This is a genomic window from Butyrivibrio sp. NC2002, assembly GCF_000702265.1.
Classification (GTDB): domain Bacteria; phylum Bacillota; class Clostridia; order Lachnospirales; family Lachnospiraceae; genus Butyrivibrio.
In genome coordinates this window covers 1-12,665 of record NZ_JNKZ01000004.1, presented here as the reverse complement: position 1 = coordinate 12,665, position 12,665 = coordinate 1, and the positions used below count along the sequence as shown (strand labels likewise).

Annotated in this window: 12 protein-coding genes, 2 tRNA genes, 1 rRNA gene and 1 riboswitch; of the genes, 13 read left to right on the top strand and 2 right to left on the bottom strand. The window is 40.5% G+C overall.

All coding sequences use genetic code 11. The features are described 5' to 3' along the window. Positions 1–30 precede the first annotated feature (30 nt). From T543_RS00075 to T543_RS00060, 4 genes are all read left to right on the top strand, one after another. Complete coding sequence (locus T543_RS00075; RefSeq protein ID WP_035764413.1) at positions 31–666, top strand: GTP pyrophosphokinase; 636 nt, start codon at positions 31–33, stop codon at positions 664–666. A gap of 286 nt (positions 667–952) precedes the next feature. After that, positions 953–1,447 carry a hypothetical protein gene (locus T543_RS00070; protein ID WP_035764411.1) on the top strand — a complete coding sequence of 165 codons (495 nt, stop codon included), beginning with the start codon at positions 953–955 and terminating at the stop codon, positions 1,445–1,447. A 1-nt stretch (position 1,448) separates the two neighbouring features. Further along, on the top strand, positions 1,449–3,026 hold the full coding sequence (locus T543_RS00065) for a M23 family metallopeptidase (RefSeq protein WP_035764409.1): 1,578 nt from the start codon (positions 1,449–1,451) through the stop codon (positions 3,024–3,026). Positions 3,027–3,137: 111 nt separating this feature from the next. Beyond that, positions 3,138–4,430, top strand: a complete 1,293-nt coding sequence (locus T543_RS00060) for a UDP-N-acetylglucosamine 1-carboxyvinyltransferase (RefSeq protein WP_035764406.1) — start codon at positions 3,138–3,140, stop codon at positions 4,428–4,430. 36 nt (positions 4,431–4,466) lie between these two features. Here the strand turns inward: T543_RS00060 and T543_RS00055 are convergent, their stop codons facing one another. Next, positions 4,467–5,543 carry an HD-GYP domain-containing protein gene (locus tag T543_RS00055; protein WP_035764403.1) on the bottom strand — a complete coding sequence of 359 codons (1,077 nt, stop codon included), beginning with the start codon at positions 5,541–5,543 and terminating at the stop codon, positions 4,467–4,469. A 195-nt stretch (positions 5,544–5,738) separates the two neighbouring features. Further along, a complete protein-coding gene (locus tag T543_RS00050) occupies positions 5,739–6,494 on the bottom strand; it encodes an ECF transporter S component (RefSeq protein WP_035764401.1) in 756 nt (251 codons plus the stop codon). Between the two features lie 144 nt (positions 6,495–6,638). Continuing rightward, positions 6,639–6,769, bottom strand: a riboswitch (FMN riboswitch). Positions 6,770–6,845: 76 nt separating this feature from the next. On the opposite strand from T543_RS00050, the gene tsaE reads away from it, so the two are divergent. From tsaE to T543_RS00005, 9 genes are all read left to right on the top strand, one after another. After that, the gene (gene tsaE / locus T543_RS00045) at positions 6,846–7,286 is read left to right on the top strand and encodes a tRNA (adenosine(37)-N6)-threonylcarbamoyltransferase complex ATPase subunit type 1 TsaE (protein ID WP_035764399.1); all 441 of its coding nucleotides are present in this window, start codon (positions 6,846–6,848) and stop codon (positions 7,284–7,286) included. Position 7,287: 1 nt separating this feature from the next. Beyond that, positions 7,288–8,499: a tRNA (adenosine(37)-N6)-threonylcarbamoyltransferase complex dimerization subunit type 1 TsaB gene (gene tsaB, locus T543_RS15480; RefSeq protein WP_035764397.1), complete on the top strand. Its 1,212-nt coding sequence runs from the start codon at positions 7,288–7,290 to the stop codon at positions 8,497–8,499. After that, the gene (locus tag T543_RS00035; RefSeq protein ID WP_035764395.1) at positions 8,492–9,421 is read left to right on the top strand and encodes a ribonuclease Z; all 930 of its coding nucleotides are present in this window, start codon (positions 8,492–8,494) and stop codon (positions 9,419–9,421) included. Before tsaB ends, T543_RS00035 begins: the two co-directional genes overlap by 8 nt. 11 nt (positions 9,422–9,432) lie before the next feature. Continuing rightward, on the top strand, positions 9,433–10,014 hold the full coding sequence (locus tag T543_RS00030; RefSeq protein WP_035764392.1) for a DUF6715 family protein: 582 nt from the start codon (positions 9,433–9,435) through the stop codon (positions 10,012–10,014). Positions 10,015–10,076: 62 nt separating this feature from the next. Further along, a complete protein-coding gene (tsaD, locus tag T543_RS00025) occupies positions 10,077–11,168 on the top strand; it encodes a tRNA (adenosine(37)-N6)-threonylcarbamoyltransferase complex transferase subunit TsaD (protein ID WP_035765707.1) in 1,092 nt (363 codons plus the stop codon). Positions 11,169–11,256: 88 nt separating this feature from the next. Then, positions 11,257–11,967, top strand: a complete 711-nt coding sequence (ispD, locus tag T543_RS00020) for a 2-C-methyl-D-erythritol 4-phosphate cytidylyltransferase (protein WP_035764389.1) — start codon at positions 11,257–11,259, stop codon at positions 11,965–11,967. A gap of 111 nt (positions 11,968–12,078) precedes the next feature. Continuing rightward, positions 12,079–12,164 (top strand) — tRNA-Ser (locus T543_RS00015). Positions 12,165–12,198: 34 nt separating this feature from the next. After that, positions 12,199–12,287, top strand: a tRNA-Ser gene (locus T543_RS00010). A 183-nt stretch (positions 12,288–12,470) separates the two neighbouring features. Next, a 16S ribosomal RNA gene (locus T543_RS00005) occupies positions 12,471–12,665 on the top strand; the annotation flags it as partial.

The following is a 12,665-nucleotide window of genomic DNA, read 5'->3' as shown; positions in this document are numbered from 1 at the left end:
TATTGGCGTTTCTTTTTAATAGGGGGTTCTATGGAAAAGAGATTATCAGATGGGGATATAAAGAGCTGGGAAGAGGTTAGCCTTTTATACAATTCAGCCCTTAAACAGATGAATACCAAGATTGAAATCTTAAATGACGAGTTTCAGGAAGTTCACAGATATAATCCGATGGAACACATCAAGTCAAGAATAAAGACTCCTGAAAGCATTGTTAAGAAGCTTAAGAGACATGGCTACGAGTCTACCCTTGAAAACATGATGAAATATGTAAATGACATCGCAGGTATCAGAATTATCTGCTCATTTACTTCGGATATCTACAGGATCGCTGATATGATCAGCAACCAGCAGGATATAAGAGTCCTTACGATCAAGGACTATATCATGAATCCCAAGACCAGTGGATATCGAAGCTATCACATGATAGTAGCTGTTCCGGTATATTTATCAGATCATAAGGCGGAAGTAAAAGTAGAAGTTCAGATCCGTACAGTTGCTATGGATTTCTGGGCAAGCCTTGAACATAAGATACAGTACAAATTCGAATCAAAAGCTCCGGCCAATATCAAGGCACAGTTGTTTGAATGCGCAAGAATGGTTGCGGAACTCGATGAGAGAATGCTATCACTCAATGAAGAAATTCAGGCAATAAGTCTTCAGGAATAAAAAGTCCTATTAATGAGGAGTGCCCAGACACCTTTCGGCGCCCGGGCTATTATGAAAAAATTTATCTATCTTTCGGAGCTACTTTAATTTGAGCTTCGTGTGTTCGGAATCATTTCCTTAACACAATATAAATTATAACAACGATTTATGAACAAATTATGAATAATGTTTAAATTAAAGGTTAATACCAACAAAAGAATCTAAATTCATAATGAAATATTGTACGAAATGCATAAATGATGTAACCTTTTATAAGACTTGTCGGATAAACAACAGAGGAGGAAGCATGGAAAACTTAATGGGGAAATTAGCTGAGAAGCTCAGCGCACAGGAAATGATCAAGGCAAACAATGCTGCTGAAGCGGCATACCGCAAACAGATAGAAGATCAGAATAAGCAGTATGAACAGGAATTGGAACTTCTTCGTCAAAATGCTCAAAAAATGGAAAACCGTCTCGATGATCTGAAAAAGGAAATAGTTCAAAGAGTTGATGAAAGCGATGAAGCTACACATGATGTAGGCGTTCGCATATACAGAAATGTTCAGGCTTCTGTTGCAGATGAGCAAAAAAAGCAAATGGATGCAATAAAAGCTGATTTAGATAAACAAATGGATTCCATTAAGGAAGAATTAAATGTTATGATTGAAAAGATGGAATCCTTGCAGAGTAGTACTCCAAAAGGAAATAACAACGGCGTTTTGCCGCTTACAGTTGTAATACTTCTGGCTTCTATCGCTAATGTTGTATTGCTCATATTAAGAATTATAGGTTTGGTTTAAAATGAAGTTTTTAGGACACAAGAAATTCCGCGTAAGTTTGTTATATGGAACGGCACTTTCTATAATGATCTGGATCATTTTGATCCTCCCGTCATTTTCGCCGATAAAAAGCAGCGGAGACAATATTTTTAAGGTATCGCTAAACGGAGTTTATGTAGGTACTCTTTCATCCGAAAAGGCCGCAAGAAAGTGTTTAAGAGATGCCAGAAGAAAACTCTCATCCGAAAGCGATGAGCTTGTTCTTGCTTCTGCAGAGCTTGAACTTGAAGGCGATGATGTCTTCTTCGGACAGGTCGATAAGAGAAAAACAGTAAGACAGAATATGCTAAATGTCCTTAAGGATAATATTTCAGGTACATTAGATCGTTCATATACAGTGAAAATAAACAAATATTCCGTCAATCTTGACAGCAAGGATGATGTTTTTAAGCTCCTTCAGGAAGCTCTATCACGCTATGATACGGATGGAGAGTATGTTGTGGAGCTTGTGACTGATCCAACTCGTGAGATTAATGTGCTTACTTCGCAGATCAACTCCAAGGAGGAAGAAAGAGAAGAAGCAGAGGCTGTAAACCTTCCTGAAGCAGGATTTGATCTTGCAATGACCAATTTGTTCAAAGAAATACATCCTGAGTCGGAAGATAAAGATTTTGAGGATTACGACCTGGGACTGATGAATATAGATTTTGGAGACAAGGTTGAGGTCGTAGAGAGTTATCTTCCTGTCTCTGAGATTACTGATATCCAAACTGCGATAGATGAAGTTACAAAGGATAAAGAAACAAATCAGATTTACGAGATCCAGCCAGGCGATACACTTGGTATTATTGCCGAAAACTTTAATCTTACTCTGGATGACCTTGTTGCAATGAATGAAACAATTGAAACAGCGGAGTCGACCATTAGAGTCGGAGATGAAATCATAGTAACTGTTCCTGAACCCGAACTGTCGGTAGTATATACTAAGCAGGAATACTATGAGGAAGATTACGAAGCTGACGTTATCTATATTGATAATGATTCCTGGTATACTACGAAATCGGAAGTTGTACAGGAACCGTCTGCCGGTCATAGAAAAGTTGTAGCTCAGATCACATACGAAAATAATAGTGAGACACAAAGAGAGATCCAAAAAGAAGAAGTAACCTATGAGGCTGTGCCTAAAATAGTTGAACGTGGTACCATTGTGCCTCCGACATATATTAAACCTATTTCCGGAGGAAGACTGAGTTCGGGATTCGGAAGAAGAAAGGCACCTACAAAAGGCGCAAGCTCATTCCATAAGGGCGTAGACTGGGCAACTCCTGTCGGAACCGCTGTCATGGCTTCTAATGCCGGCGTAGTAACAAGAGCCGGATGGGGAAGAGGATATGGATATGTTGTCTATATCAGCCATGCAGACGGAAGGGAAACAAGGTACGGACATTTGTCCAAGATACTTGTTAAGCCGGGTCAGTCAGTTTCTCAGGGTGAGAAGATTGCGCTTAGTGGAAACACCGGTGTAAGTACCGGCGCTCACCTGCATTTTGAGATCCTTATAGGCGGATCACAGGTAAATCCGCTCAGTTACTTGGATTAATTGTTAATTTTACAAAAAGATATATTTGTGGTATAACATTACCCGTTAACATTTTTTTTAGAATTTTAATATGAGCTGGGATATTCACAATGGTGTGAATAAAGAGATAATATGGAAAAATATGTGATTAAAGGCGGAACTCCGCTTGTTGGTGAAGTTGAGATAGGCGGCGCTAAAAACGCTGCGCTTCCTATTCTTGCGGCTGCCACCATGACAGATGAGACTGTATATATTGATAATATGCCTGATGAGGCTGATACTAACGTAATGCTTAGTGCAATGGCCAATATAGGTGTAATAGTTGAACGTACGGGCCGTCATTCTGTTAAGATAAATGCTTCTCAGGTTAGCGACTATAGGATTGAAAACGAATATATTAAGAAAATTCGTGCTTCATATTACATGATCGGAGCTTTTCTTGGTAAATACAAGAAGGCTTCAGTTGTCATACCCGGAGGCTGTAATATAGGACTTAGACCTATTGACCAGCATATCAAGGGATTTTCTGCACTTGGTGCTACTGTTACAATTGAACATGGTATGATAAATGCCTTTGCTGACAGTCTGAATGCCAGCCATATTTATCTTGATATCGCAAGCGTGGGAGCTACCATCAACATAATGATGGCTGCATCCATGGCTGAAGGAAAGACTATTATCGAGAATGCTGCGAAGGAACCCCATGTAGTAGACCTTGCAAACTTCCTTAACAGTATGGGTGCCGACATAAAGGGTGCAGGTACTGACGTTATACGTATTAAGGGTGTTGAGAAGCTTCACGGTACTGAGTATACGATTATTCCCGATCAGATCGAGGCGGGAACATTTATGATGGCAGCTGCAGCTACTAAGGGCGATGTTACCATTAAAAATGTTATACCCAAGCACCTTGAATCTATCAGTGCAAAACTTATTGAGATGGGATGCCAGGTACTTGAATCAGATGATGCTGTCAGAGTTGTTGCAACCAAGCGCATGCGCAATGTTCATGTAAAGACACTTCCCTATCCGGGATATCCTACAGATATGCAGCCTCAGATAACAGTAGTGCTGGGGCTTGCCAGTGGCATAAGTCTTGTTACGGAATCTCTTTTCGAGAACAGATTTAAATATGTTGATGAGCTTACCAGAATGGGCGGCAATATCAAGGTAGAAGGAAGTACAGCAATTATAGAGGGCGTGGATAAATATACCGGCGCAGAAGTTTCCGCACCTGATCTTAGAGCCGGAGCTGCACTTGTCATTGCAGGACTTACAGCAGAAGGCTTTACAACAGTAGAAGATATCAGATATATAGAGAGAGGTTATGAGGACTTTGATATGAAACTCAGAGAACTCGGAGCCCAGATAGAAAAAATAGATTCTGACAGAGATCTTCAGAAATTTAAATTGAAATTTGCATAAAAATTAAGACCTTTCGTTTACATGACGAAAGGTCTTTTATATTATTTCCTCAATATGAAGATCAGGATAAAGAGACAGGTCAAGGTATTCGCTTCCAATCCTTATCGTGGGACGTGAAAGATGATCCCTGTTAATAAAGATTATTTCACCTTCTCTTCCGTCGTTTAGGCGAACTTCGTTTAGAAGATACGTATTTACGATATTTTGGAGAAATGTCATTATGGCATTCGTATCATACTTTTGAAGCCCTTCCGACTCAAACATCTCGATAGCGATGAACGGACAAAGCGGATCTCTGTAAACACGGGCAGAAGTCATGGCATCATATACATCAGCAATCGATACACATTTTGCATAGAAATCTATCTGAGGACCTTTCAGGTGAGCAGGATAACCGCTTCCATCACACCGTTCATGATGCATAAGAGCGGCATTTTTGACATGATCGCTCACGTTGAGGTCAGTCAATATCATATAGCCCTGCGAAGGATGTGTTTGAACCACACTATATTCATCCTGAGTAAGGTCTGTGGGCTTGGTGATGATTTCATTCGGTATCAGCAGCTTGCCGATATCGTGTAAAAGCCCGGCTTCTGTCAAAGTCATGGTATCTTCTTCGCTCATTTTCAGCCACTGCCCTAAAATATTGCATATCATAGCGACACTTACGCAATGTACGTACGTAGCATCGTCATAAGTTCTTAGATTGTGGATCATATCAAAAAGATTTGAAGAGGATCTGCTTTTTTGAACCAGTGCATAAATGGGCTCCATAATAGTATCCAGATCAAAGTTTTCCTTATCGTTTACGAGAACTTCAATCCCAACCTTGAATTTGGATGCACAATTTTCAAAATCTTCTTTGAATTCCTGAAATTCTTTTGTCTGACGCAAGCGGGCAGCATAAGAGTAACTATTGTCCTCGGGAGATAGCATTTCCTCAGGCGGATCTTCAACAAGGACATTTAGTACAGAATAAAAAGAAAGCTTGGTAATTGCCTGGGTATCCAATACGGTTCCTTTAGGCAATACAAGCTGATTATTGTTATATGAGTATACGTTATCGGACAATATCATGCCGGGAACAAGTTTTTTTGTTATCAGCCGCTTCATAGATGCCTCATTGTCAGTAGAAACATAAATTTTTATACGAATTAATCTTAAAATGCGACCAAATAAAAGTCAATAAAACGCACAGTTACAAGCTATTAAAAAATGATAAATAAACTATTAATTACAAAACCTTCCCACACAGCATGTATGGGAAGGTTTATATTATCAGATATACTAAACTCTTTAAAGAAGTACTTATGCTTCCTGCTTTTTAGCCACACTTACAGTTGTTTTCTTAAGGATTGGACTTAATTTTTTGTAAACAGCAAGAGTAACAATGCTAAGAAGTGAGCCCTTAATAAGATTAAGAGGTGCTACTGCAAATAAAACAAATGTAGGAATGTTTGTAATAGCTGAATTTACTGCAGTTCCCATTCCGACAAGCGCATCAAGCGGCATACCATACAGTGCTGCAAAAGCGGGAAGAAGGTAGAATGCATTAAGTGAGCTTCCGACAATTGTAATTATCAAAGTCGCACTGATGCATGAAATAAGTGCCGTTTTTCTTGTCTTATTAAAGAGATAAATGATTGAAGCCGGCAGTACAAAACTGCATCCTACAACGAAGTTGGCAAGTTCTCCTACAAAAGCTGTTGTTGTTCCTCGGATTATAATCTCAAGTAAAATCTTGATAAATTCGATCATTACACCGGTCATTGGACCAAATGCAAATCCGCCGATGACTGCAGGCAGATCAGATAAGTCGAGCTTATAGAAGCTTGGAGCAAAAGGAAGCGGTACTTCGATCATCATAAGAACTACAGATATAGCAGAAAAGACACCGGTTACTACCAGCTTTCTTGTCGCAGATTCTACATTGCTGGTTTTGGTTCTCTTTAGAATGAATACCTCAGTTGCTTTTGCAAGCATAAACATTGCAAGAATAAGCAGAAGAAATACTGCTACGTATGCGGCATTTTCCGCAATTGATGAAATTAAGTTGTTGTTCATGGGTTTTTCCTCCTGTGAATTAAATTATTCCGGGGGAAGAATTGCGAGATTACAGTTTTTAGATTCCGGTAATATTTTCAAGTTGACAAAAATAAAAAAGAACCGCTAATGAAGCCGGTTCGGGGAATTTAACAACTGAAAAAAACACATCTTCTACCATCCAGACTATACTGTCGGTTTTGGATTTTCACCAAATCGGCCGCTTACGCAGCTCGCGGACTTACACATGAGTGATCACCGCCGGTAGGGAATTGCACCCTGCCCCGAAGATTTCGTTACAATCACATTATATAACGGATATTAAATCAGTCAATAGTTGCTTTTTTAACTTTGCTGGAATAATCTTATAATATGAGTACAATATTAGAAACAAATTCAGCGGAGGAAACCTTCGCATTCGGAAAAAGAATAGGAGAAAGCGCACAACCGGGCACAGTATATACTTTGGTCGGTGATCTTGGCGTTGGCAAAACAGTCCTTACACAGGGCGTTGCAGCCGGTCTTGGGATTGAAGGTCCGGTAAACAGTCCTACATTTACAATTGTCCAGGTATATGATGAGGGCAGGATTCCCTTTTACCATTTCGACGTATACAGAATAGGAGACATCAGCGAAATGGATGAAATCGGTTATGAAGATTATTTTTACGGAAAGGGACTATGCTTTATTGAATGGGCGAATCTCATAGAGGACATTTTACCGGAAAAATACGAAGAGATCCGCATAGAAAAGGATTTAAGGAAAGGAACAGACTATCGCAGGATTACTTTGACTACGATAGATAACAGATAAAATGAAAATATTAGCACTGGATACATCTGGGCTTGTATGCACCGTTGCAGTCACAGAAGATGACAGACTGTTGTCGGAATTTAGTATACAGCACAAGATCACACATTCGGAACTTCTTCTCCCCATGATGGAGCAGATAAGGGACAAAATATCGCTTGATCTGGACACAGTTGACGCTATAGCTGTCTGCGCAGGTCCCGGGTCATTTACCGGGCTTAGGATAGGTCTTGCCACGGCAAAGGGACTATGCCTTGCATTGGAAAAGCCGCTTATAGCAGTCCCCACTCTTGATGCACTTGCATACAATTTTTACGGTAGCGATTGCATAATATGTCCTATGATGGATGCCAGAAGAAGCCAGGTATATACAGGAATATATTCTTTTGTGCCCGAAAAAGAAAATGATGGACAAAAAGAATTTACGTATAAGATGAAAACAGTTATGGAACAGGCTGCCTTGTCTGTTGAGGAGATTGCGGAGAAACTTAATTCCATTGGGAAAAAGGTAATTCTTCTTGGTGATGGCGTTCCTGTTTACAGAGACAAACTCGAAAAGCTTTTGACAGTTGACTATACCTGTGCACCGTCACATATGAACAGACAGCGCGCAGCAGCATTGGCAGAGCTTGCACTTATATATCTGAAAAAAGGAAAAACAGTAGATACAGACAGTTTTTCGCCTGAGTATTTACGAGCTTCTCAGGCTGAGAGGGAAGCTGCAGAGAAGAAAAAGAAAAATACTGCTTCAATAGATAAGGATTCGGTGCTTATCAGGGACTTAAAGGCCGAAGACATAACAGATGCAGCGCAGCTTGAAAAGGCTTCGCTCAATAAGGAAGCGTGGACTGAAGCACAGCTTTTAGAGGCTAGTACAAGAGATGACACGGTTTACCTTGTAGCTGAGAAGGCAGGCAGAATAGTTGGACTTTGCGGAGTAAGAAATATATCCGGAGAAGGTGAAGTGACCAATGTATCCGTAGCTGCTGATTGCAGAAATGCCGGAATAGCCGGAAGAATGCTGGAGATTTTGCTTCTAAGAGCAGAGAAAATAGGATGCAGGGATTTTACTCTTGAAGTACGAGCACAGAATTCCCCTGCCATAGCTTTGTATGAAAGGCTTGGATTTAAAAGCGAAGGCTTAAGAAAAGGCTTCTATACCGAGCCTGCAGATGATGCAATAATTTATTGGAAGAGAAAGACAAAGGATGATTGATGTTTGTTTACTTGGAACCGGTGGAATGATGCCGCTTCCAGGCAGATTTTTAACCTCACTTCTTGTGAGATATAATGGAAAATGTATACTTATCGATTGCGGAGAGGGAACCCAGATTGCCTTAAGGAAAACCGGATGGAGTCCCAAACCGATCGATGTTATTTGCTTTACGCATTACCATGCAGATCATATATCAGGCCTGCCGGGAATGCTTCTTACCATGGGAAATGCAGAGCGTAGTGAGCCTCTTTTAATGATTGGCCCCAAGGGACTTGAGAGAGTTGTAAAAGCATTAAGGACAATTGCCCCCGAATTGCCTTTTCCAATTATTTACAAGGAAATAACCACAGACAGCGAAGAATTTACAATTGATGGAATGACCGGATTTAAAATCAATGCATTTAAGGTAAATCATAATATTACCTGCTATGGCTATTCCATGACATTGTCAAGAAACGGCAAATTCAATGTAGAGGCCGCAGAAGCTCATAACATAGAACGAAAATACTGGAATCCTCTGCAAAAAGGGGAAATAATCCACACTGATGACGGAAGAACCCTGACTCCCGACATGGTACTTGGTGAGCAGAGACAGGGAATCCATCTTACATATGTTACAGATTCAAGACCTACTGACAGCATAGTCGAAAACGCAAAAGATTCCGATCTGTTTATATGTGAAGGCATGTACGGTGAACCTGACAAATTAAAAAAGGCGAAAGAAAATAAGCACATGACTTTTTATGAGGCAGCTGACATGGCGAAGAGGGCAAATGTAAGTGAGATGTGGCTTACACATTACAGCCCTTCGCTGGTAAACCCCAAGGAATATCTGGGAAAAACCAAAGAAATCTTTAAAAACACAATTGCCGCGAAAGATGGCAGAGTAAAGACACTAAGATTTAAGGATGACACAGATTAAGGAGGGCAGTTATGGAAGAATCTAAGAAGAATAGCATCATAAAAGCAATAGTTATGATGATTCTTGCAGCTATGGTTGTGCTTGGACTCTTTATGCTTTTTACCAGAAATGGCAGTAAATCCAATACGCAGGAAGAAGACCGCGAGCTGACAGAGGTTCAGAAAATAACCACACTTGATCTGTCAAAGAATTACCCTCAGACACCTGCCGCTGTTGCTGACTTATATCTTAAGACCATGCAGGTAATGTATAAACAGACCTACACGGATGAAGAATTTGACAGCATGGCACAGGTCCTAAAGGGAATCTTTGATACCGAGCTGATCGCTCAGCAAAATGACTGGCCGAACGGACTTAAAACCGAAGTGCAGGATAAAAAAGATGGAGATTACTCTATCCCCGTATATGAAGTTGATAAAAATGATGCCAGACAGACAACAGAAGATGGCGAAGAAATTTCCAATGTTTTCGCAGATGTATCACTTAGACACGGAACATCCTCTACTAAGTATACTTATCTTTTCATACTCAGAAAAAACAGCGAAGACAAGTGGAAACTGATGGGATGGACTTCCCAGGAAAAGGCGGAATGATTTTGAATAAGCAAAGTAATGAAACAATTACGCGCCGTACCGATGAGGACGGCGTGATATTTATGTCAATAAAAAATGATGAGGAACAACATACATCTTTTTTAGAAGATGATGTTACTATACTTGCAATTGAAAGCAGCTGCGATGAGACTGCAGCTGCAGTTGTAAAAAACGGGCGGGAAGTTTTGTCTAATGTAATATCTTCCCAGATAGCACTTCATACAGTTTTTGGAGGTGTTGTCCCTGAAATCGCGTCCAGAAAACATGTGGAAAAAATCAATACCTGCGTCAGGACTGCGCTTGCAGAGGCAAAACTTAAGCTGTCGGATATTGATGCGATTGCTGTAACCTATGGCCCCGGACTTGTAGGTGCTCTTTTGGTGGGAGTTTCTGAAGCCAAGGCTCTAAGTTTTGCTACAGGAAAACCGCTTGTCGGCGTACACCATATAGAAGGTCATATATGTGCAAACTATATAGAATACAAAGAGCTTGAGCCTCCGTTCATGTGTCTTGTTGCATCCGGAGGACACTCTCACCTTGTCCTCGTAAAAGACTACGGTGAGTATGAAATAATCGGTCAGACAAGAGATGATGCGGCCGGAGAAGCCTTTGACAAGGTTGCAAGGGCGATAGGACTTGGATATCCGGGTGGCCCCAAAATTGATGCAGCTGCCAGAGAAGGAAACCCTGATGCTATCATTTTCCCTCGCGCAAAGACTACAGAAAAGTCCTATGATTTCAGTTTTAGCGGACTTAAGTCAGCTGTGCTTAATTACCTGAATCAGGCAGAAATGAAAGGCGAAGAGGTAAACAAAAATGATGTAGCTGCCTCTTTCCAGAAAGCAGTTGTAGATGTGCTTACAGAGCATTCAATTGAGGCTGCAAAAGAATACGGCTGCAATAAAATAGCGATTGCAGGAGGAGTGGCTTCAAATACATCCCTCCGTGAGAGGCTTAGTAGCGAATGCAAAAAGGCGGGAATAGATTTTTACTGTCCATCTCCTGTTTTATGTACTGATAATGCAGCAATGATAGGAGCTGCAGGCTACTACGAATTTAAAAAAGGAGTAAGAAGCGGTATGGAACTTAATGCTGTTCCCAATCTGCCTCTTGGCAACAGAGAAAGAAAATATCACGGAAGAAGTAGCAATTAACTTCTTCTTAGATTGATTTTTTTAATGACAATAATATGCCCTTTTTAGTATTTAGCGTGATACTGCAGGAAATGATCCGGAGATAACAATGAAAACCACAGCTATAGTACTTGCTGCAGGTAGTGGCAGCAGGATGAAAAGTAAAGTAAAAAAACAGTATTTGGAGATATGTGGCAAACCACTGATCTATTATGCGCTTGAAGCTTTTGAGAAAAGCTTTATAGATGAGATCGTTCTTGTTGTGCCTGAAGATGATCTGGAATATGTCAAGAATACTCTTTTAAAGCCATATAACTTTACTAAGATCAAAACAATTACCCAAGGCGGGGATACCAGATATAAAAGTGTATGTAACGGCTTAAGAGCAGCTTCTTTGGACACAGAAGCTGTTTTTATTCATGACGGCGCAAGACCCTTTGTGAACAACGAAATATTATCAAGGGCATTGGATGCTGTTAAAGAATATGGAGCATGCGTTGTCGGAATGCCGGTAAAGGACACAATAAAAATAGCTGATAGTGATGGGTTTGCAAAAGAAACACCTGACAGAGATCTGACATGGATAATACAGACACCTCAGGTTTTTTTATATCCTGAAATACATTATTTGTATGAGGAACTCATAAACAAAGAAAAAGAGCTGATTTCCAAGGGAATCAATATAACTGATGACGCGATGGTGATGGAAACACTGGGAAACCGCAGAGTTAAACTGGTTCCGGGCAGTTATGAGAACATAAAAATAACAACTCCGGATGACGTAATTTTGGCAGAAAATATACTGAAAAAAATTTTTTAAAAAATTTGAAAATTGTTATTGACATTATCCCATGACATTGTTAATATAATTATCGCGCTGTGCGATGAACGGCAAGCGAAAAGCACAGCAAATAAATAGATTTACTTGTATGGAGCGATATCGAAGCGGTCATAACGAGGCGGTCTTGAAAACCGTTTGGCGGCAACGCCACGAGGGTTCGAATCCCTCTCGCTCCGCTCAATTGAAGAGTGGTTTTAAGAATCAACTTTTGCAGAAGTACTCAAGAGGTTGAAGAGACACCCCTGGAAAGGGTGCAGGTCGTTAATAGCGGCGCGAGGGTTCAAATCCCTCCTTCTGCGTTCCTTATCGGCTAAGTCGATAAGAAGCACATTGACAATAAAATAGTAATGCAACCCTGAAAATTCCATTAAAGAATATTCAGAGAACAAAACCTAACAAAGGTAAAACGGACAGAACAAAGCCAAGCTTTAGTTCTGGTCAGACGAACGATCAAATCACCGAGAGGTGAAGAGATAGATATTTAACGTGAGAGTTCGATCCTGGCTCAGGATGAACGCTGGCGGCGTGCCTAACACATGCAAGTCGAACGGAGATTTAACGCTGCAGAGACTTCGGTCAAAGCTTGTTAGATCTTAGTGGCGGACGGGTGAGTAACGCGTGGGCAACCTGCCTCGTACTGGGGGATAACAGTTGGAAACGACTGTTAATACCGCATA

Excerpts from the sequence above, each read along its gene's own strand:
- T543_RS00075 (WP_035764413.1), top strand. The coding sequence starts at position 31 with ATGGAAAAGAGATTATCAGATGGGGATATAAAGAGCTGGGAAGAGGTT.
- T543_RS00070 (WP_035764411.1), top strand. The coding sequence starts at position 953 with ATGGAAAACTTAATGGGGAAATTAGCTGAGAAGCTCAGCGCACAGGAA.
- T543_RS00065 (WP_035764409.1), top strand. The coding sequence starts at position 1,449 with ATGAAGTTTTTAGGACACAAGAAATTCCGCGTAAGTTTGTTATATGGA.
- T543_RS00060 (WP_035764406.1), top strand. The coding sequence starts at position 3,138 with ATGGAAAAATATGTGATTAAAGGCGGAACTCCGCTTGTTGGTGAAGTT.
- T543_RS00055 (WP_035764403.1), bottom strand. The coding sequence starts at position 5,543 with ATGAAGCGGCTGATAACAAAAAAACTTGTTCCCGGCATGATATTGTCC.
- T543_RS00050 (WP_035764401.1), bottom strand. The coding sequence starts at position 6,494 with ATGAACAACAACTTAATTTCATCAATTGCGGAAAATGCCGCATACGTA.
- tsaE (WP_035764399.1), top strand. The coding sequence starts at position 6,846 with ATGAGTACAATATTAGAAACAAATTCAGCGGAGGAAACCTTCGCATTC.
- tsaB (WP_035764397.1), top strand. The coding sequence starts at position 7,288 with ATGAAAATATTAGCACTGGATACATCTGGGCTTGTATGCACCGTTGCA.
- T543_RS00035 (WP_035764395.1), top strand. The coding sequence starts at position 8,492 with ATGATTGATGTTTGTTTACTTGGAACCGGTGGAATGATGCCGCTTCCA.
- T543_RS00030 (WP_035764392.1), top strand. The coding sequence starts at position 9,433 with ATGGAAGAATCTAAGAAGAATAGCATCATAAAAGCAATAGTTATGATG.
- tsaD (WP_035765707.1), top strand. The coding sequence starts at position 10,077 with ATGTCAATAAAAAATGATGAGGAACAACATACATCTTTTTTAGAAGAT.
- ispD (WP_035764389.1), top strand. The coding sequence starts at position 11,257 with ATGAAAACCACAGCTATAGTACTTGCTGCAGGTAGTGGCAGCAGGATG.